Source organism: Dyadobacter sp. HNCC25DJ186 (genome assembly GCF_056895235.1).
Map to the genome: position 1 here is coordinate 747408 of NZ_JBXHAS010000002.1, position 21302 is coordinate 768709.

Sequence of the window (21302 nt, forward strand, 5' to 3'; positions counted from 1 at the left end):
ATACGAAAATGACATAATTTTACGTTCAACACAAAAATCACAAACGAATAAATCAATGTTTGAATTACAAGCAGAAGATCGTCAGCGAATAGCAATATCCTGGGCAATATCTTTTGGTATAACGATTGCTATGTTAGGTATATTTTTCTTTATCCACCTGAGCAGCAACGTTCCAAAAGTGGCGCCCATGGAGCTTTTTGTGGAAGTAAATTACGGAACAAGTAAAGTTGGTAAGGGAGATATCCAGACTTACAATAAACCTAGCAATTCTAAGGTTAGGGAAAATATGCGCGCAGACGCAGAAGAGACAAAAGAGAGAAAGTCTGTCGCAACGCCAAAACCGACGCCTCAGACCCCGCCGAAAATTGAATCGGTGAAGCCTACCAAGACTGTTGCTGAAAAACCTGCGATCACATCGAAAGTTGAAAGCCCGGTAGAAGCGCCAGAAAAAACAGAAGTGAAAAAATCTACGGGAAGTGTTTCGTCATCAGCACCTGTTTCGAAACCTGCTCCTGAAAAGGCGGTTAATAAAGATGCATTGTTCAGTAAGTCTTCCGGAAGTAAGTCAGGAAGTAATGGTACCAACGGAACAAAAAGCGGCGTTGGCGGAAACAACAATGGGGATGATGCAGAAGGTTTGGGCGACAAAGGTGCGAAAACAGGGAGTTTATTTGCCAAGACATACAAAGGTGAAGGTGGCGGTGGCGGAACGGCCGTGGGGCTAAGTTTATCGGGCTGGAAATGGTCCAGAAGACCAGTTGTGAATGATAAGTCTGATGCAACAGGTTCTATCACGTTCAAAATTACGGTTGATAAGAACGGCAGGGTTAAAAATATTATCACGCAAAGTACAACTGTGACCGATTATTCAGTCGTAAATCAATACCGTAGTGCTGTCCGTGAGCTTACATTTATATCTCAGTCATCAAATGTTCCGGAAGAATCAACAGGAACGATCACTTTTAAAATCAGTTCGCAGTAACACGTAATGAATTATCAGGAAACAATCGATTATCTATATAGTCGCTTACCAGTTTTTCAAAATATCGGGGCCCGTGCTTTCAAGCCGGGCCTTCATACTACCCTTCAACTTTGCGATCACCTGGGAAACCCACAGGAAAAATTTCACACCATACATGTAGGCGGCACCAATGGAAAAGGCAGCAGCTCCCATATGTTGGCTTCTGTTTTACAGGAGGCTGGGTTTAAAGTTGGCCTATATACTTCACCTCATTTAAAGTCTTTTACAGAACGTATACGAGTAAACGGAGCCTGTATCGATGAAGGTTTTATTTGCGAATTTACCGCTGTTAATAAATCTTACATTGAAAGTCTAAGTCCTTCGTTCTTCGAAGTAACGGTTGCCATGGCATTTTCCTATTTTGAAAAATGCAAAGTTGATATTGCTGTAATTGAGGTAGGCATGGGTGGCAGGCTGGATTCCACGAACATTATCACACCGCTTCTGTCGCTTATCACGAACGTAAGTTTTGACCACACCCAGTTTTTAGGAGATACACTGGACAAGATCGCTTTCGAAAAGGCAGGAATTATCAAGGAAGGCGTCCCGGTTGTCATCAGTGAAAAACAGGATATTGATGTCTCAACTGTATTTGCTTTGAAGGCGTCTGAGAGAAATGCCGGTATTTCCTACGGTTCGGATCATTATGATATTCTCAATGCCAGGCATATTGATGGAAATCTTGTCGTTGATGTTTTCGATAAGGTAAGTGGAGCATTATCGTATGGTCATTTAGTGCTGGACCTCGCTGGAATTTATCAATTAAAGAATATCTGTGGTGTGCTGACTGCCTTAGCGCAACTAAAACAAACAAATCTGGAAATATCCCATGAGGCTATTTATGCGGGTCTTTCAAGAGTTGTTGTCAATACCGGTCTTAAAGGACGTTGGCAAAAGCTTTTTGAAAAGCCGTTGGTTTATTGTGATACTGCTCATAATTATGCCGGTGTTTCCTATACGATGCAGCAGTTTGACAGTTTGTCATCCATTCAAAAAAGATTTGTTATCGGCTTTGTAGCAGACAAAGATATTTCGGCTGTTCTGGAGCTTTTTCCAAAGGATGGGGAATACTACTTTTGTCAGCCCGGTAATCTAAGGGCATTAAATGCCATAGATTTGCAGCAGAAGGCATCAAATATCGGGTTGAAAGGGAATGTTTATCCAGATGTCAATGAAGCCTTAAAAGCGGCAATTTTGGAATCCAGTCCGGATGATACCATTTATGTGGGTGGGAGCACTTTCGTTGTGGCAGATCTGGATGTTATTTAGTTTATAGATTATTTTTAAAATGTCACGTAGAAAATTAGATCATTACAAGTTCAGCGCAGAGGCCAATAATGTAATTGAAAAAGGTAAACCGCTATACGAAACCATAAAAGGAAAATGGAATGAACTCTATTTTCAAAACAGTAACCCAATCGTATTGGAACTTGCTTGCGGAAAAGGAGAGTATACGGTTGGTTTGGGAAAGGTGTTTCCGGATAAAAATTTTATCGGAATGGACATTAAAGGTGACCGTATTGCCCGTGGAAGTTTAGCGGCTACGGAATCCGGATTGACCAATGTTGCTTTTCTTCGTGCAGGAATTCAATATTCAGCAGAGTTTTTTGAAGAAAACGAACTGGATGAGATTTGGCTGATACATCCGGATCCGCAAGTACGCGATAGGGACGAGCCAAAACGATTAACCAATCCTGATTTTCTTGCCAGTTATTCAAAGTACTTGAAAAAGGGCGGATTGTTTTGTTTGAAAACCGATAGCACTTTTTTATACGAATACAGTCTTGAGACAATTGGAAATTCGGACCAGTACCAGATTCTTGAACATACCGGAGATCTATATCATTCTCCTCTGCTTTCGGAACATCATGGTGTACGGACGCATTACGAAAAAATATTTGTTTCAAAAGGCTACACAATCAAATTCATCAAATCAGTTATAACGGCATAAAAAATCCCTGATCGAATTAACGATCAGGGATTTTTTAGTATTTAGTATTACTAATTACTTACTCAAAAGAGTAGCAAAGTAGTTAACAGTACGAACAAGCTGAGAAACGTAAGACATTTCGTTATCATACCAGCTCACAGTTCTTACCAATTGAGTATCCCCAATTTTCTGAACCTTAGTTTGAGTCGCGTCAAATAATGAACCGTAGCTAATTCCGATGATATCGCTGCTTACGATTTCGTCTTCAGTATATCCGTAGCTTTCGTTAGCAGCAGCTTTCATAGCAGCATTGATCTCTTCAACACTTGTTTCTTTACCAAGAATTACTGTCAATTCAGTTAGAGAACCTGTAAGAGTTGGTACACGTTGTGCAGAACCGTCCAGTTTTCCTTTCAATGAAGGCAATACAAGACCGATGGCCTTCGCAGCACCAGTACTGTTAGGTACAATGTTCTGAGCAGCAGCACGAGCTCTTCTCAAATCGCCCTTTGGATGCGGAGAGTCCTGCGTGTTTTGATCATTTGTGTAAGCGTGGATGGTCGTCATTAAACCATTAACGATACCAAATTTCTCTTCCAAAACCTGAGCCATCGGAGCAAGACAGTTGGTTGTACAAGACGCAGCACTGATAATTGTCTCAGAACCGTCCAAAATGTCGTGGTTGACATTAAATACGACTGTTTTCAGATCGCCGGTAGCAGGAGCGGAGATAACAACTTTTTTCGCGCCAGCCTTGATGTGTCCTTCAGCCGATTCTTTACTCGTGAAGAAACCTGTACATTCAAGTACTACATCGACATCGTGCGATCCCCAAGGGATGAGGGTAGGATCCTTTTGCGCATATATAACTACGCTTTCGCCGTTTACAACGATTGAATTTTCCGTAGATGTAACTTCAGCGTTAAATCTTCCTTGTGCAGTATCGTATTTAAGTAAGTGAGCTAGTACCTTAGGGCTGGTTAGATCATTGATGGCTACGATATCAATGCCTTCCATGTTATAAATTTGGCGATAAACTAGACGGCCAATACGTCCAAAACCGTTGATTGCAACTTTAACTTTTGACATGTGCTTATTGGGATTATGTTATTACAGGAGCAATATTAAGAAAAAGGATGACGGTTTTAAAGGATTTTGGAGAATAATTGAAACATAGTTTTGCAGTTTATAGAAAGCCAATAACAATAGTTCATAAAATTATGTTAACCATTTATATTAGTAAAATAGATTACTAATAATTTTAGTATTCTCGTTTTTTTTACTAAATAAATTAGTTAGTTCTTTTCTTATATTTATTGTTTAACTTCTCTTCTTGATATCTGAAACAGTTTATTTGTGCTTCAATATGTTTAAATATTCACTCTGTTTATCGTGATGAATCGTATATATTTGTATTCCTTAAAATAGGGTAGTGACAAAATTTTAATTAAAATCTTTCTTAGTTATGGAAAATAAGTGAGTAGGATAATTTATTGTAATTTCTCTCAACTACTTATATTACAGGCAGTTAATTATATCTTATTAATTTAAAACTTTAACATGAGCCTTAACTCTCAAATTGAAGAACTCTGGTCTAATCGCGAATTACTGAAAGACCCGGAAAACATTCAGATCATTAAAAACATTATTGAAGAGGTTGACAAAGGGCGGCTGAGGGTAGCGGAACCACAGGAAGACGGCTCTTGGTTAGTAAATGAAGCACTGAAAAAAGCTATCATTCTATACTTCCCAATTCAGCAGATGGAAGTTAGTGAAGTTGGTATTTTTGAGTACCATGATAAAATGAAGCTAAAAACTGGTTACGACAAACTGGGTGTTCGCGTGGTTCCCCCGGCAGTAGCACGTTACGGAGCTTACATTTCAAAAGGCGTTGTATTGATGCCTTCTTATGTAAATATTGGAGCGTACATAGACGAAGGAACTATGGTTGATACCTGGGCAACAGTTGGGAGCTGTGCGCAGATCGGGAAGAACGTTCACCTTAGTGGCGGAGTCGGAATAGGTGGGGTTTTGGAACCGGTTCAGGCAGCTCCGGTGATCGTGGAAGACGGCGCCTTTATTGGGTCACGTTGCATTGTTGTTGAAGGTGCGCATATTGGTAAAAGAGCCGTTCTTGGTGCAGGTGTAACCATTACGGGAAGCTCGAAAATTATTGATGTTACAGGTCCTGAACCCGTCGAATACAAAGGCTTCGTGCCAGCAGATTCAGTGGTTATTCCAGGTACTTTACCAAAGGAATTTGCTGCCGGAACTTACCATGTTCCTTGTGCATTGATTATTGGAAAGAGGAAGGCGAGCACTGATTTGAAGACTTCGTTAAACGAAGCTTTACGCGAAAACAATGTTACGGTTTAATATCCTGCATGGCATATTAAACTGAATTTACATAACTAAGTTTAAATTCTTAAAGTGCGGTTTCAGATCTGAAACCGCACTTTTTTTATGTTTAATTTCTTAAACAACACATTTAACCGGCTCAATTCAAAAAAATCCATGCTTTACAAATGTAAACAATAATGTAAATTGACAATTGTGATTTTAGTTTACATTTATAAATTCTTAAATTTACTTTTGTATTGTTTACAAAAGTAAATTTATTAACTTTGTATACTGCTATTAACAATTGTAGAAGCTGTTTAAGATTGTATATATGGACTTGAATGAGAAAATTAAACAGATATTGGTTGACAAAAATATATCGCCTTCTCACTTCGCTGATGAGATTGGCATCCAGCGTTCCAGTATTTCTCACATCATAGCGGGAAGAAATAAGCCTAGTCTGGATATTGTCCAGAAGATCATCAAACGTTTCCCGGATCTGGGTATCAATTGGATTTTAGAAGACGAAGATCTCCCTGAATCAATCAGTGAAATAAAGCCTTTCAAGGCAGATAATTATACCATGTTTAATGGTCAGAAAAATGGTATTGCCAGCCTCGCAGAATCGCGTAGAAATAATCTACCAAATCAGAATCCAGGATATCAAAATCTCGTGTCAGAATCATCCATTCCTCCGGCAAACGAAAAAAAGGTTGAGCGCATTTTGATCTTTTACTCAGATGGAACCTTCCAGGAATTTAAATAATCACTGTATGGATTATACCGGGTGATACAGAAAAAAGCTGCCTACGGGTTGTAGCTGAAAGAGACTACCTAACTCAAATGATAACATCAAATTAAAAGTCCGTTTATTTCCGTGTCCTTTTACTAATTGGACAAATAAAATTGCTAACGATTTAGGATCTCAATAGCCGTTAAAGATTGTCCTAAAATTTCGCCACTTTCTGAAAAGTATATTTTGCTAGCCGGTTATCATCTTATTGTAACGCTGACAAACTGCTTCGCCGTGTCGGTGATAGATTATCAAACCTATTGACCTTTTTACGCGCAGAGTCGTCAAAATTATGCTTACTTCGAACTTCATTTCCATCAGCGCACTTAAATATTACTATGATGATCCGGAAAGGGATACGTATAACAAGTTTGATGTTTGTATTTGCCGCATTGATTTTCATTATTTTTAGGAGTAATGTCAGGTTACAATCGACAAGCTTTTTGAAAAAATATACGGCCGAAGAATTGAAATATTTTGGTGAAGTTGGTTTCGGCGATTCGGATAGGCTGACAAAATGGAACAAGAAAATCCAGGTTCAAATTCTCCCGCCTTTTCAGAAAGCAGATTCCCTTGAAGTAGATAAGATCATTGACGAAATAAGACCATTGATAGGTAAAATAGATATTGTTTGGGCCAGAGAGAAAGGAAACGTGTTAATTAATTTTCCCAAAACGGACGAAGAATTTAACAGTCATAGACCGGCTGATTTGTACCAGGAACCAAAGGGTTACGCTTCTGCTAATCTTCACTTGAACGGAAATTTACGGACGGTCGATATTTACATAATGCCTTATTTAAACGGAAAAGGACGATGGGAAGCGCTTCGTCATGAGCTTTGCCATGCAGTGGGACTAATGGGCCACTCAAAAAGGACATTCCAAGAACCACATCTGTTAGGGATTACAGCTTTAACTAGCTTCGATGTTTATGAGACTGATCTGGATTTACCGTCTTCTTTGCCAGAGGCAGAGCGACGAGCCATAAAGCTGCTATATGAAGATTCTTTACCACCGAACCTTTCAAGGAAAAAATTCATAAAGTCGATCAGGGAAGTCACTAAGAATAAAACTCCTTAGCGGTGTTCCCTTTACATTCACAAAATACCCAATATGTAAATCAAATGCGGTTTATGTAAACCCAGCATCTTCGATAGGTAAAGGTTGGCTTTGGCGTATTCTGTGAGAGCTGACCATTTTACATAAAAAACATCAGACACTAATTTCCATTTATTTATAAGTATCCACCGTTTACTCATTTTCCTTCCTTTGAAATTGAAATTTTGGAGCATATTAGCTTGTTCCAACTCCTTCAAAGTACCTTTCGATTCGCTAATATTCCTCAGTTTTGATAACATGAAAGTTCTCGTCGTTTTAATTATAATATCACTTCCCACCTTTGCCCAGGTGACGCCTATGAATGCCAATTCGGATGTGGAAAATAAATTTCAGGCTGCAAAAACTGAATTTCACACTTTCGAAAAAGAACATGGGCATTTTTTCCAGACCAGGAATGTCCGGATGCATTACCTAACCTGGGGCAATCCGGAAAACCCGCCACTGATATGGTTACATGGAAGTGTGAGCACCGGTTATGAAATGCTTACGATGGCTGACAAATTTGTTCAGGAGGGTTACTACGTGATTGCTCCGGATTACTACGGCCACGGCCAGACGGCGATCCCACCTCATGACGTATCATTATACCATGTGGCAGATGACCTAAGCGATCTGATGAAGCATTTGAAAATTGAGAAGGCAATAATCGGCGGCTGGTCGCGAGGTGGATTTATCGCGAGTGCATTTTACGATGTATACCCGGAAAAAGTTTTGGCTCTGATACTGGAGGACGGCGGCTCGGTAGCTACAAATACCAACTATCATAAAATGGACTCCGCACAATTAATTCAAAAAGTTAATGGGTTTGCAGATCAGATTATACCTGACACTGTCTATTCCACAGAACTTGATGCGTACAGTGCCTTCCTTGAAAAAGATCAGAATGAAAATCAATTTGAGCTTTTGACGTGGATAAGAAAAAATGAGGAAGGGAAATGGGTGGTCGGGCCGGGTTTATGGAAATTGTTTCATATGAGCAGTACAGAGCAATCACTGGAAAATATACTTAGGCCGACACGTAGTCCGCTTTTTGCCGAATCGATGTCTATTATTGAACCGAAAATAATTTACCGCAATTTGAAGGTTCCAATGTTGATACTGGATCCTTCTGGCCACAACGACCTGTTTCCTTTCGAGAAAGAAAATGCGGCACTCAAAGATCAGCACCCACATTTAATAACACATAAAATATTACTTAATACGGGACACAACATTCACTACGAAAGACCTGATGAATGGCTCAGGGAAGTTTTGTCTTTTCTACGAAAAATCAAATGATTATTTAAGTAAGATAAATCATGTCCGTAATAATAACATACAGCAGAACAACCACTAAATTTCGCGACTTACTTTTAAATCATAAGCAACTATTTACAAGTATAATAAATAGAATATAAAAGCCAAGTATCAAGAATATAATATTTATTTTCTGCTAAAAACATATAAAACTTAAAAGTATTTTATAAATGTATTAAAAGTAAAATAAAATTAAAAAATGTAAAATGTATATAATATTTAAATAGTAAAATTAGTCAAAAATGTATTTTAATTACTTACCTAATTATACTTTAAATATTTTAATACGCCCATTTTAGTGACAAAAAAATCTCTAATTGTATCTCTAACGCTACGAAGAACCCATATAATCTCGCCAGAAAACTGACGGGCACAACAAAATTGATAGTTTTTATAACATCCCTTTGAAAATCAACCATCTCGTCTTTTTTGAAAATCACAAGTATAATTTCAGAAAGTAAAAATTTTAATATTACCAGACAGAGCAGGATAGTTCCGGATTTGGCGAATACTACTATTGTATAAATTATCGATTAAGTATGATTATTTACGTCAATTGATACGAGAATACATCAGTAAAGTGCATGAAGATGTACAGGTATTCACAAAAGAACAATCTATGAGCTCATCTGTCCCGGCTTTGTCTGAAATGCAACTCATTGAAAAATTTGTTCAAGGGGACAGAGTTTCTTTTACAATTTTGTACAAGAGGTATTGGTACAAATTATATCTCATTGCCCAGAAAAGGCTAAATGACAAAGCAGTTTCAGAAGAAATCATTCAGGAGATCTTTGTGCAGCTTTGGGAAAAGCGTGAACATCTAGAAATTACCTCGCTTGAAAATTATCTTGTCAGAGCTGTACGATATTCGGTTATCGACCACATACGCAATGAGATTGTAAAAGATAATTACATCCATCACTACAAAACCTTCATTGCGCAGGAAGAATTCCAGACTGAAAATGTGGTTGACGTAAATGATTTAGCCGCAGTTATGGAAGTCGGAATCAAGACGCTACCAGAAAAGTCGCAAGAAGTTTTTCGATTGAGCCGGATTGAAAACTGGCCAGTCGCAAAAATAGCTACGCACTTGCGGTTGTCTGAAAAAGGCGTTCAATACCATATTACGAAATCTCTTAAAACTTTGAGAATCCATCTCAGGGATTTTGTAGCAGTGGCAATCCTGCTTCTCAACATATAAATATTCAGGGAACTTTGATGGCCAATATTGATTTTTATATAAATATTTAAATATTTTTTATTACACTTCTAGGGGTTTTCATTTTTAAAACGACTTGTACATGTAGTTCAAATTTCTCCTTCTATGACCAAGTTCGAATTCGAAAAATTGCTGCAACGCTATTTACGAGGCGAGTGCACGGAAGCAGAAAAAGTGAAAATTAAACTTTGGTTTGATAAGCTGGAAACAGACCAATTTTTTCAGTTGTCAGAGAAGCAGGAGGCACAATCGGAAGAAATTTTACTGGCACACATTAATAGCAAAATTGACGGATATGCCCAGAACAATTCTAACAGACGTCTGGTGCATTTAAAGAGAATGACGATTTATGGAAGCATTGCAGCATCGGTGGTCTTAGCTTTTTTTTTATTGAGAGATAACCGAGGTGTCTTCGAAAATCCAGTCACAAATGATAAAACTAGTATCGAAAATATTGATTACAAAACCATTACAAAGTCAAACACAAAAACAAGTTGCGAATTAATTGTTCTCGAAGACAGTACGAAAGTCCGACTGACGCAGGGGAGCACCATTTCTTACAAAAATCCTTTTGAAAAAGACCGGCGAGTAGTTGTTTTAAATGGTTCAGGATTTTTTCAGGTCAGCAAAAATCCACATCGCCCGTTTTTTGTTTTTTGTAACGGCACAATTACAAAAGTTATTGGTACCAGCTTTTGGGTTAACTCAAACACTAAATCGAAGTCCGTAGAAATAGGAGTAAAAACTGGGAAAGTATCTGTGAAAATTGGGCAAAATGCAGTGTCAAAACAAAATTGTACTCAGCCTTCCACTGAAATTTTCCTAACTCAAAATCAACGGATGGTCTTTTTTGAGAAACATGGCAAAGTTCAAAAATCGCTTGTACCTGACCCGATCATGCTGGATACGCCAGAAGTCGCGGAGCTGAAATTCATATATGAAGATGAGCCTTTGCCGAACGTTTTAAAGGAATTAGGTCAAAGTTATAATGTTCGAATATTGATGGAGAACGACAAACTAAAACAATGCTCCTTTACAGGTGACCTTACGGCAATGACTTTTCAGGAAAAATTTGATCTGATTTGCGAATCCGTTAACAGTAAATATAATATGCAGGGGACCAGCATAATAATAACAGGTTCCGGCTGCGCGAATAGTCTTTAATCCTAAACCTTTTTTTCATCATTTTAACCCCGCCACTATGAGCTAATCTACTACTAAACTTCTAAAATTGACCGGAGGTGAGCCACCACCTCCGGTCATGACAACGGCTCACCGCTTCGATAGTACACCTGATTCCAGGTGTGGGTGGTCGTGTTATGTTTTATTTTTTCCATCTAATAAAACCATTCAAATTTATGAACCAACCGCGACAATTACAATTGTACGCATCGCTGTACAAGATTATGAAAATATCTCTGGCGCAAGTCGCTATGGCCATCGTATTTGCGACGGTATCATTTGCCCACGATATCAACGCACAAGAACTGCTTAACAAAAGCGTTACCCTGCAACTCAAGAACGTTGACCTTAAAAATGCGTTAAACAAAATTGAAGAGCAGGCCAAGGTTAAGTTTGTATACAGCAAAGAGTCGATACAAACCAACCGAATTGTTTCCATTTCGGTATCAAACCAACATTTGGCAAACACCCTTGACGCGCTTTTCAAACCGCTGAATATTTCTTACAGAGTTGTTTCTGGAAGAATACTATTACAAAACGACAACGCTGCCAATGAAAAAATAAACTTACAAACGGCGCCTGAACGGACAATAAAAGGGAAGGTTACTGACGAAACTGGTCAGGGACTTCCGGGTGTCAGTGTAGTTTTGAAAGGCACTTCAACCGGTACGGTATCCAATGAAACCGGCGATTATACCATCAACGCGCCTGATGGAGGTGGGACGCTCATCTTTTCCTTTCTGGGTTACATTTCTCAGGAAGTTGCAGTGGGTTCCCGTGCTTCTGTGGATGTTAAACTTGAAATTGACTCAAAAGCTCTTTCGGAAGTTGTTGTAGTTGGTTATGGTAGCCAGTTGAAAAAGGAGATAACCGGATCTGTACAAACAGTGAAAAGTGAAGAACTGAAAGATATTCCTGTATCGCAGGTAACTCAAAAATTACAGGGAAGACTTGCCGGCGTCCAGATCAACCAGACCACAGGAAAGCCCGGCCAGGGTATGTCGGTTCGTATACGTGGTCAGGTATCTGTTTCTGCGGGTAGCGATCCACTGTATGTTATCGATGGTTTTCCAATCACTGGAACGATCGGCCAGATGAACCCGGATGAAATTGAAGATATTTCGATCTTGAAAGATGCGGCCTCAACTTCTTTGTATGGTTCAAGGGCAGCCAATGGTGTGGTTTTGATCACGACAAAAAAACCGAAAACGGGTCAGACTAACATCAGTTTAAATTCATTTTACGGAATTCAAAAAGTGCCGTCAAAGGGTTTGATTAAAATGATGAACGCCGAAGATTTTGCTCAGTTTAAAAAGGAATACTACGCTGACGCCGGCCGTGCGGTACCGGTTGAATTCCAGAATCCTGAACAGTACCGTGGACAAAACAATGACTGGTATGGTGCGCTGTTAAGAACTGCACCTATTCAGAGTTATAACCTGACGGTAACTTCAAGTAAAGAAAATGTAAGCACTTCGCTTGTAGCAGGGGTGTTTAACCAAAAAGGCGTTGTCCTGAATAACGACTACAAACGTTATTCTTTGCGGATGAATACGGATTATTCCATTTCTAAAAAAGTGAAAGTTGGTTTCAACATTGCCCCACAGTATGTTTTCGACAATACGCCGAGAACGGATGGAGACAGAGGAACCGGTATCCTTTTCAACGCTTTGCATACCTGGCCTGTTATGCCCATCTACGATGCGAATGGAGAACTGACAAAATTCAACACTTTTCCAGGAAACACGGGAAATATCTTCAACTATCCAAACTGGGTCAGAGCGGCAAACGAGTTAACCAATGAAACAAAAATTACAAAACTACTGGGTAATGCGTATATACAATATCAGCCGATTAAAGGACTGACGTTGAGATCGACGATCAATGTGGAGCAGGAGAGCAACAAGTATTTTTTCTTCAACCCGTCAACTGCCACCAACTTTATTAATGTTCCCATTCCGACGACCGCGGTTTCAATCCGACAAAACATTTCTAATTTTTCGTGGCTTAACGAAAACCTTGCTACTTATAACAAGAGTTTGGGCAACCACAATTTTGAGCTCTTAGCAGGTTTTACACAGCAGAGATTCCGTCAGGAATTTGACCGTATTACAGCGAATACCTACACCGACGACAGACTTCCAACCATCCAGGGAGCACTTAATATTGATCGTGCCGGTTCCTTTAATGTGAATGGGATTTCCGGTTCCCGGACATTTAACGGGATCAATGAATGGTCTTTGGCATCCTATATTTCCCGCCTGACATACAACTATAAAGGGAAATATCTTTTTACGGCAGCGGTACGTGCTGACGGAAGTTCACGCTTCGGATCTAACAACCGCTGGGGAACCTTCCCATCTGCTTCAGTGGGTTGGGTAGTATCTGACGAAGAGTTTTTGAAAAACGTGCGCCAGGTTTCTTTTGCCAAACTTAGGGCCAGTTATGGTGTGATTGGTAACAATAATATCGGTAATTACACCCAATATGCTTTGGTCAATAACACCACCAACGCCGTTTTCGGAAACAACGTGGCTACGGGGGCGAACGTTACCTCGTTATCCAATAACAACCTTGGCTGGGAAACAACAAAACAGTTTGATGCCGGGTTAGATTTGGGTTTGTTTAATGACAGAATTCAATTCATTTACGATTTCTACACGAAGAGAACTACGAATCTGTTGTATAGCGTACAAATTCCGCAGGAGTCTGGTTTTACAAACTTCAATGACAACATTGGTGAAATTAAGTTTTGGGGACACGAAATTTCTGTCACCTCACGCAATTTGATCGGTAGATTGAAGTGGACAACCAATGCCAATATATCCTTTAACCGCAACAAGGTATTAGCGCTTGCCGAAGGGATCGACAGGGTATACGGGACTTTCCATATTACGCAGGTTGGACAACCTTTTGGTCAGTTTTATGGAATGGTGGGACTGGGAAATTATATGAATGAAGCTGACCTAGCCAATTCACCGATTATTCCCGGACGTTCCATTGTTGGAAATATAAAATTAAAAGACGTTAACGGAGACGGTGTTATCACAAACGGAGGTGATAAGGATGACAGAACGATTATTGGAAATCCATTCCCAAAATTCACATACGGGCTGACCAATGAATTTAGATATAAAAACTGGGACATGTCTATTACAGGCTCAGGATCCTATGGAAATCAGTTAATCGTTCGGCATTTGTACAGTACTGCCAATCTTGACGGCGTTTTCAACATGGTCGATGAAGTGAAGTACCGTTTCAGATCTCCGGAAAATCCTGGAAAAGGCATGTATGGTATTACCAATGCAGCACTTGGAGGTAATTATACGGGTGTAGAAAGAGACTGGATGAATAGCCGTTTCGTTGCTGACGCATCCTATTTTACGATCAAAAACATCACATTGGGTTATAATATAGGTGTTAAAAATAGGTTCTTCAAGTCTGCAAGACTATATGCTTCCGTACAGCAGGTATATGTTTTCACCAAATACTGGGGTGGACCAAATCCTGAAACAAGTGCATCTGGTGATGGAACAGGAGATGGAGGAAACCTGAGCCAAGGCGTAGACTTATCCAATTATCCGGTTCCCCGTACCTGGACTCTTGGTGTTAACCTGAATTTTTAGGCAGATTAATTTTCATTAAAAGACTTTATACAGAATGAAAAAGAAAATTATATTAGCTTGTTTTTTAAGCTTCGCAATTGCCGGATGTCAGGACGAGTTTCTGACGGTTGTACCGGAAACACAACTCAGCTTAAGTACATTTTTCAAATCAGAATCTGATTTTACACAGGCAGTAAATGCTGCGTATGTGCCACTAAGGACCATCTATAACGACAGGATCTGGAAACTGACCGACCTGCATTCGGATAATGGATATTATGCAAGAAATACCCTTTTTGGAGCTGTGGACGCCACAGAAAACATAGCAGATTTTGCCGTACCGACTGCAAACGGTGTTACTGCAAATGACAATGTTCTGCAACAATATCGGCAGGATTACACGATCATCGCCAGAGCAAATCAAATCCTTGCACTTATTGACGGTGTTGATTTTAATGAAGATTCGAAAAAAAATCTGAAAGGACAGGCACTGTTTCTAAGGGCAAATGCTTACTTCCGGCTTGTCAGGCTTTTTGGGAAAGTGCCACTACACCTGGTCCCGACAGTAGGTCGCGATGACGCAGCACTTCCTTTGTCAACCACAGAGGAGATTTACGCGCAAATCGAAAAAGACGCAACGGAAGCATCCACGTCCTTACTGAACAAAACAAAACAGGAAGCTGGCAGAGCTACATCCGGAGCTGCCAAAACGTTGCTCGCTGATCTTTACATCACCCAGAAAAAATGGGCGCAGGCCGAAGTTGTTTTAAAGGACATTATTACCAACGACGGGTACATGCTCATGCCAAATTACGCTGATGCGTTTTCCACTACGACGGCAGGCAAAAACAATCAGGAATCGGTGTTTGAAGTACAGTTTAAGGAAGGGCCTGATGGTTATAATGGCAATTATATTTATCAGGTAATACCCGCCCCAATTACTGCTGCGGAGCTCCAACCAATTACCGGAACTTCAAATCCACAATCCTTATCAGGAGAGAACAATAATATCCCTACGCCCGACCTGATTGCTGCCTATGAAGCAGGCGACAAAAGAAAGGATATTTCCATTGGAACTGTGACATTGAGCCAGAGTTTGCGGGAAAACAAGGTTTATCCTTACATCAAAAAATTTGCAAAAACTCACTCGTTGCACGGAAATACAGGTAACAACCTTCCTGTGTACCGCTATTCGGAAGTACTGTTGTTTATGGCGGAAGCATTGAACGAACAAAACAAAACTGCCGATGCTGCTACATATTTAAATCAGGTAAGAACACGCGCTGGCCTCGCCGCCACCACGGCTTCCTCAGCGGCAGATATGCGCGAAGCCATCTTTAAGGAAAGAAGAGTAGAGCTGGCATTTGAAAACAAACGTTGGTTTGATCTGACAAGAACCGGAAGGGTGAAAGAAATAATCGGAGCATACGGCGCGAGAATCAAGGCCAATCCTACGAATTATTATTTTCCTGCCGGCGCGGTTCCTCCCGGAAATGCCTTTACAGTATTGGATGATTATTATGGCCTTCCGGCGGTAGAAGCGGCTTTAACGCCACACTTTTAGCTAGTTAGCATTTCAAAATACTGTCCTAAACCCTTGACAATTAAAAAGTGTAGTAAGTATGTTCTTACTGCACTTTTTGTTATTGTAGTATTATTGAACTGTATTGAAAAAACTATTATAATAATACTTTTTGTATTTACAATAAATAAAGAAAGTTCATATAAATACTATTCTTTTAATACAAAAAACACATACTATATTTTTAATTTATATTTAAAGTATAAATTATTTTTTACCATAACCCGACAGAACAGGATGGTACCTTCAACGATTCCCGTTATTATTGCAAAATCAGATTTTTCTAAGTTTTAATTTCCTTTATTTAAGTCTGAATTTAAATTCTGTTTTTATTCATCATATTCTTAAAATTATAATTACTTAAACTCTGAGCTGTAAAATGTACACAAAAAAACAATGGTCCAGACTTCCGATAACCCTCGCAGTGCTTATTGCTGTGGGTGTTTTTTGCGGAGTATTGTTAAGCAACCGAACTGCGAAAACAAGACCACCCGGGTCAAAAGTTGATAAATTAAAACTGGCTGATGGTTTTGTCGCAGAACACTTGTTCAGCCCGTCGGAAGAGCAAAATGGCTCGTGGGTTTCGATGGCCTTTGACGATAAAGGAAGGCTCATTACTTCTGATCAATATGGAAGTCTTTTCAGGGTTGTGCTGGCCCCGATCGGCTCTACGGAAAAACCGAAAATTGAACCACTGAAAATTGAGGGCGATACAGCTAAAATTGCTATGGGTTTTGCCCACGGTTTACTGTATGCTTTCAATAGTTTGTATGTTGTGATCAATAACCGTGAAAACGCAAAGTTATCAAAACCAAGTGGACTATATCGTTTACAAGATACCAACAACAACGATCAGTATGACAAAATCACACTGCTGAAAGCTATGAAGGGTGAAGGAGAACATGGTCCGCACAGCGTCCAGCTGTCACCCGACAAAAAATCTCTTTATGTGGTAGCAGGAAACCACACCGACTTACCTGAAATGGATTCATACCGTCTGCCAAAAAACTGGACAAACGATAACCTGTTTCCATTTATCAAAGATCCGAGAGGACACGCCAACGATAGAATGGCTCCTGGTGGCTGGATTGCCCACACAGATCCGGAAGGAAAGACCTGGGAATTGGTAAGTGCCGGTTACAGAAATCCGTTTGATATTGCTTTCAACGAAGCAGGTGATATGTTCACCTACGACTCCGACATGGAGTGGGATTTCGGAACACCCTGGTACAGACCTACACGAATTTGCCACGCAACAAGCGCGAGTGAGTTTGGATGGAGAACGGGAGATGCCAAATGGGCACCATCTTTCCCTGACAACGTCGGACCGGTTATGAATATCGGGCAGGGATCTCCAACGAATTTGATCTATCTGAAAGATGCCTTGTTTCCTGAGAAATATAAAAATACACTTTTGGCGTTCGACTGGAGTTTTGGAATCATGCACGGGATTCACCTGAAACCATCGGGAGGAACCTACACGGCTGACCATGAAGAATTTCTTTCGGGTTCACCATTGCCTTTGACGGATGGTGTCATCGGACCGGATGGAGCACTTTATTTCTTAACTGGTGGTCGCCGTCTTGAGTCGGATCTTTACCGTATTTATTATAAGGACTACAAAAAGTTAAAGGCCGGATCAAATGTAGCGACGGTCTCATTAACGCCGGAACACAAACTTCGTACGGAGCTGGAACAATATCACCTTGGTGTTAACCCGAAAGCAATTACTGCTTCCTGGCCGAACTTGGCCCATGCTGACAGATCAGTGCGTTATGCGGCCAGATTAGCCGTAGAGCACCAGCCGGTAGCGGAATGGAAAGAAAAAGCACTGAATGAGAAAAACGCAGAAATCAAGATTGAGGCTTTGCTTGCTCTTGCACGTCAGGGTGAAAAGAGCGTAAAAGAGCCATTGTTAAAAGCGCTGACATCAATTGATTTTAAAAAACTTACAGAATCGAAACAACGGGATTTACTTCGGGTTTTCGAGGTTACATTTTTCAGATATGGCGTGTTGGAAGGACCTATAAAAACGCAGGTAACGAATTATCTTAGCCCGCACTATCCTTCAACTTCTGCGTTGAGCAACCGTTTGTACAGCAAATTACTTGTCTTCCTTGAAGCGCCCGGTGCTGTTGAGAGAACCCTGGCTTTGCTAACAAAAAATGAATTTTTCGATGACAAGGACAACGAAACGGCAACAGCGTCTTCCGACCTTATCCTTCGTAATCCACAATATGGACTTGATATCGCTGGGATGCTTGAAAAGATGCCGGCAAAACAACAAACTTTTTATGCGTTTGTATTGAGTACAGCAAAAACCGGATGGACGCCTGAATTACGTGACACGTATTTCAAATGGTATGACAAAGCATTCAGTTACAAAGGGGGAAGAAGTTATATCGGCTTCATTGAAAAAGCACGACAAATCGCCCTTGCTAACGTACCAAAGGATAAGCTAGCCTATTATAACAAATTATCAGGAGCGGAAAAGCTTACGTTAAATGGTAATGATTTGGCTATCGAATATACTCCCAAAGGGCCTGGAAGAAGCTGGAAAGTTGATAATGCTGTAAGCTTGGTTCAGGACAGTCTGGCCGGAGCAGATTTTGAGACCGGAAAGAAAATTTTCTCGGCAGTGCTTTGTAGCAGATGCCACATGATGCAGGGAGAAGGAAGTGATATCGGACCAGATTTAACACAGCTGGGAAACAGGTTCACAACACGTGATGTTTTGGAAGCCATTATTATCCCGGATAAAGCGGTATCCGATCAATATGCTTCTACAATTTATACGCTGAAAAACGGAGAATCTGTTTTGGGAAGAGAAATGAACCAGGATGCGAACTTTTATTACATCGCTCAAAATCCATTTGATCAAAAAACGATCCGTAAAGTATCTAAAAAGGAGGTTACTTCCACCAAGCTCTCACCGGTTTCTATTATGTTGCCAGGTTTGATAAATGGTCTGAATCCAAAAGAACTGAGAGATCTGATTGCTTATCTTGAATCCGGCGGAAGCAAAAACAGTCCTATCTATAAAGAAGGATCTGTTCAAAAAGCTGGAAAATAATAATACATTTTAAAAGTGTAATTATTTTTAAAAGTATTAATTATATAACCTGAATTGAATTAAAAATCGGGAATGGATAGTAGAATTATCCACCTCACGAATTTTACTTCAATTCAGGTTTATTTTTTCGATTTCATGAAGATTCTCAAATTTTATTTTTCACTTTTTGCATGGACGCTCATCTTGTGTCTAATTGCCTGCGACGTAAAGGCGCTTCCCCGTAAAATCTACAAAGTGCTGATCATCGATGGGCAAAACAATCATAGAAACATGGCCGAAGGATCGGTGATGATGAAAAAATTTCTGGAAGAGACTGGGATGTTTACGGCTGACATTACGACCACTCCGAAAAAAGGAGAAAATATGGACAGCTTCAAACCTGAGTTTTCAAAGTACGATGTAGTGCTTTCAAATTATAATGGCGACTCCTGGTCAGAAGATACAAAGATTGCTTTTGAGAAATTTGTAAAAAATGGCGGCGGACTCGTTGTGGTGCATGCTGCTGACAACGCTTTTCCGAAATGGCTTGCCTATAACAAAATGATCGGGATTGGTGGCTGGGAAGGACGGAATGAAAAGTCTGGCCCATATCTCTATTTTGATAAAGAAAAGGGAAAAATGGTAAAAGATACGACAAAAGGTTTGGGCGGAAGTCATGGTCACCAGCATGAATTTGTCGTCACGAGCAGAGAAGCAAATCATCCGATCATGAAAGGTCTTCCCACTGAATGGCTGCACCAGAAAGATGAACTGTATGACCGTTTGAGAGGTCCTGCTGAAAATGTGACAGTTTTGGCAACGGCTTACAGTCCGGTGGAACAAAGAGGATCCGGAAGAATTGAACCAATGCTTATGACATTGCAATATGGCAAAGGTAAAATTTTCCACACGACACTCGGACATGAAAACTACTCGCAGAAATGTGTAGGATTTATTACCACATTGCAACGTGGTACTGAATGGGTCGCATCTGGTAAAGTGACACAGCCCATACCCAAAGATTTCCCCACAAAAACCAAAGGGAGTGCAAGACCTTGATTTTATAAAAACACTAACCACAATAATTACAGTTCAATGAAAAGTACCTCCAACAGACGTACCGCACTTAAAAATATCGTAGCCGGAGCAGGCACTTTGAGCTTGCCTATATCCATGACCAATGTGATGGCCGCTTCTGAAAAAGCGTTAGGTGCAAAATTAAATGGCAAAATCAATCACTCGGTCTGTCGTTGGTGCTATAGTAAAATTCCATTAGAAACCCTGGCCGTGGAAGCAAAGAAAATAGGCCTAACCTCTATAGAACTTTGCGGTCCTGAAGAATGGCCGGTCTTGAAACAACACGGATTAACCTGCGCACTTCCCTGGGGAGAAGGTCTGACACGGAGTTTGGACAAGGGTTTTAATGACCCTAAGAATCATGAAGAACTGATCAAAGGTTTTACCGATATCATACCGAAAGTGCAGGCTGCCGGGTATGATAAGATCATCTGTTTCTCCGGAAATCGTCGTGGTATGAGCGATGTAGACGGGATGATGAACTGTGCAATTGCTTTACGTAAGTTAATGCCGCTTGCCGAAAAACACAACGTGACGCTCGTAATGGAATTACTCAACAGCAAGGTAAATCACAAAGATTACATGTGCGATCATACGGCCTGGGGAGCAGGATTATGTGAGATGGTTGGTTCTGAAAAGTTCAAATTACTTTATGATATCTACCACATGCAGATCATGGAAGGTGACGTGATTACTACGATCAGAAAGTATCACAAATATATTGCACATTATCATACGGGTGGAGTTCCAGGTAGAAACGAGATCGATGAGACGCAGGAGCTTTATTATCCTGCGATCATGAAAGCCATTGTAGAAACGGGTTACAAGGGTTTTGTCGGACAAGAGTTTGTACCGAGCCGGAAAGATGATATAGCTTCGTTGAAACAGGGGGTAACTATTTGTGATATCGCTTAAAGACTGTTTAAAATCCAGCGGAAATTGTAAAGCGGCTCCATGGAGCCTCCTGTTTATATAAAATGCTTTGATTTGGGTCAACTTAACTCCATAGGAGTTTCCTGAAAAAGCAAGGAGGCTCCGACGGAGCCAGGGATAAGCCTTAGAACAAACAATACTATAAACAGGAGAC

The 21302-nt window shown here is 40.2% G+C and carries 15 protein-coding genes; 14 read left to right on the top strand and 1 reads right to left on the bottom strand.

Features of this window, described 5'->3' with window-relative positions:
• The first annotated feature begins 55 nt into the window (after positions 1-55).
• From AC1XUO_RS08115 to trmB, 3 genes are read left to right on the top strand one after another with little or no spacing between them, the layout of a single operon-like run.
• Positions 56-982: a hypothetical protein gene (locus AC1XUO_RS08115; protein WP_483329265.1), complete on the top strand. Its 927-nt coding sequence runs from the start codon at positions 56-58 to the stop codon at positions 980-982.
• A gap of 6 nt (positions 983-988) precedes the next feature.
• Positions 989-2290 (top strand): bifunctional folylpolyglutamate synthase/dihydrofolate synthase, encoded by a 1302-nt coding sequence (locus AC1XUO_RS08120; protein WP_483329266.1) that lies wholly within the window; start codon positions 989-991, stop codon positions 2288-2290.
• A gap of 19 nt (positions 2291-2309) precedes the next feature.
• A complete protein-coding gene (gene trmB / locus AC1XUO_RS08125) occupies positions 2310-2972 on the top strand; it encodes a tRNA (guanosine(46)-N7)-methyltransferase TrmB (RefSeq protein ID WP_483329267.1) in 663 nt (220 codons plus the stop codon).
• 54 nt (positions 2973-3026) lie between these two features.
• Here the strand turns inward: trmB and gap are convergent, their stop codons facing one another.
• Positions 3027-4040, bottom strand: coding sequence for a type I glyceraldehyde-3-phosphate dehydrogenase (gap, locus tag AC1XUO_RS08130; RefSeq protein WP_483329268.1), 1014 nt, complete (start codon positions 4038-4040; stop codon positions 3027-3029).
• A gap of 471 nt (positions 4041-4511) precedes the next feature.
• Between gap and AC1XUO_RS08135 the strand changes: the two genes are divergently transcribed.
• The 11 genes from AC1XUO_RS08135 to AC1XUO_RS08185 all read left to right on the top strand — a co-directional run bounded on the left by AC1XUO_RS08135 (position 4512) and on the right by AC1XUO_RS08185 (position 21130).
• Positions 4512-5327 carry a 2,3,4,5-tetrahydropyridine-2,6-dicarboxylate N-succinyltransferase gene (locus AC1XUO_RS08135; protein ID WP_483329269.1) on the top strand — a complete coding sequence of 272 codons (816 nt, stop codon included), beginning with the start codon at positions 4512-4514 and terminating at the stop codon, positions 5325-5327.
• Positions 5328-5622: 295 nt separating this feature from the next.
• Positions 5623-6057, top strand: a complete 435-nt coding sequence (locus tag AC1XUO_RS08140; protein WP_483329270.1) for a helix-turn-helix transcriptional regulator — start codon at positions 5623-5625, stop codon at positions 6055-6057.
• Between the two features lie 470 nt (positions 6058-6527).
• Positions 6528-7163: a hypothetical protein gene (locus AC1XUO_RS08145; RefSeq protein ID WP_483329271.1), complete on the top strand. Its 636-nt coding sequence runs from the start codon at positions 6528-6530 to the stop codon at positions 7161-7163.
• A 276-nt stretch (positions 7164-7439) separates the two neighbouring features.
• Positions 7440-8480: an alpha/beta fold hydrolase gene (locus AC1XUO_RS08150; RefSeq protein ID WP_483329272.1), complete on the top strand. Its 1041-nt coding sequence runs from the start codon at positions 7440-7442 to the stop codon at positions 8478-8480.
• A gap of 637 nt (positions 8481-9117) precedes the next feature.
• Entirely contained in the window at positions 9118-9699 is a 582-nt protein-coding gene (locus tag AC1XUO_RS08155) for a sigma-70 family RNA polymerase sigma factor (protein ID WP_483329273.1), read from the top strand.
• Positions 9700-9822: 123 nt separating this feature from the next.
• Complete coding sequence (locus AC1XUO_RS08160) at positions 9823-10881, top strand: FecR family protein (protein WP_483329274.1); 1059 nt, start codon at positions 9823-9825, stop codon at positions 10879-10881.
• Positions 10882-11123: 242 nt separating this feature from the next.
• Positions 11124-14525 carry a TonB-dependent receptor gene (locus tag AC1XUO_RS08165; protein ID WP_483329275.1) on the top strand — a complete coding sequence of 1134 codons (3402 nt, stop codon included), beginning with the start codon at positions 11124-11126 and terminating at the stop codon, positions 14523-14525.
• Between the two features lie 34 nt (positions 14526-14559).
• Positions 14560-16068: a RagB/SusD family nutrient uptake outer membrane protein gene (locus AC1XUO_RS08170; RefSeq protein ID WP_483329276.1), complete on the top strand. Its 1509-nt coding sequence runs from the start codon at positions 14560-14562 to the stop codon at positions 16066-16068.
• Positions 16069-16465: 397 nt separating this feature from the next.
• Positions 16466-19159, top strand: coding sequence for a PQQ-dependent sugar dehydrogenase (locus AC1XUO_RS08175; protein WP_483329277.1), 2694 nt, complete (start codon positions 16466-16468; stop codon positions 19157-19159).
• A gap of 135 nt (positions 19160-19294) precedes the next feature.
• Complete coding sequence (locus tag AC1XUO_RS08180; protein WP_483329278.1) at positions 19295-20197, top strand: ThuA domain-containing protein; 903 nt, start codon at positions 19295-19297, stop codon at positions 20195-20197.
• Between the two features lie 36 nt (positions 20198-20233).
• On the top strand, positions 20234-21130 hold the full coding sequence (locus AC1XUO_RS08185) for a hydroxypyruvate isomerase family protein (protein ID WP_483329279.1): 897 nt from the start codon (positions 20234-20236) through the stop codon (positions 21128-21130).
• Positions 21131-21302 lie beyond the last annotated feature (172 nt).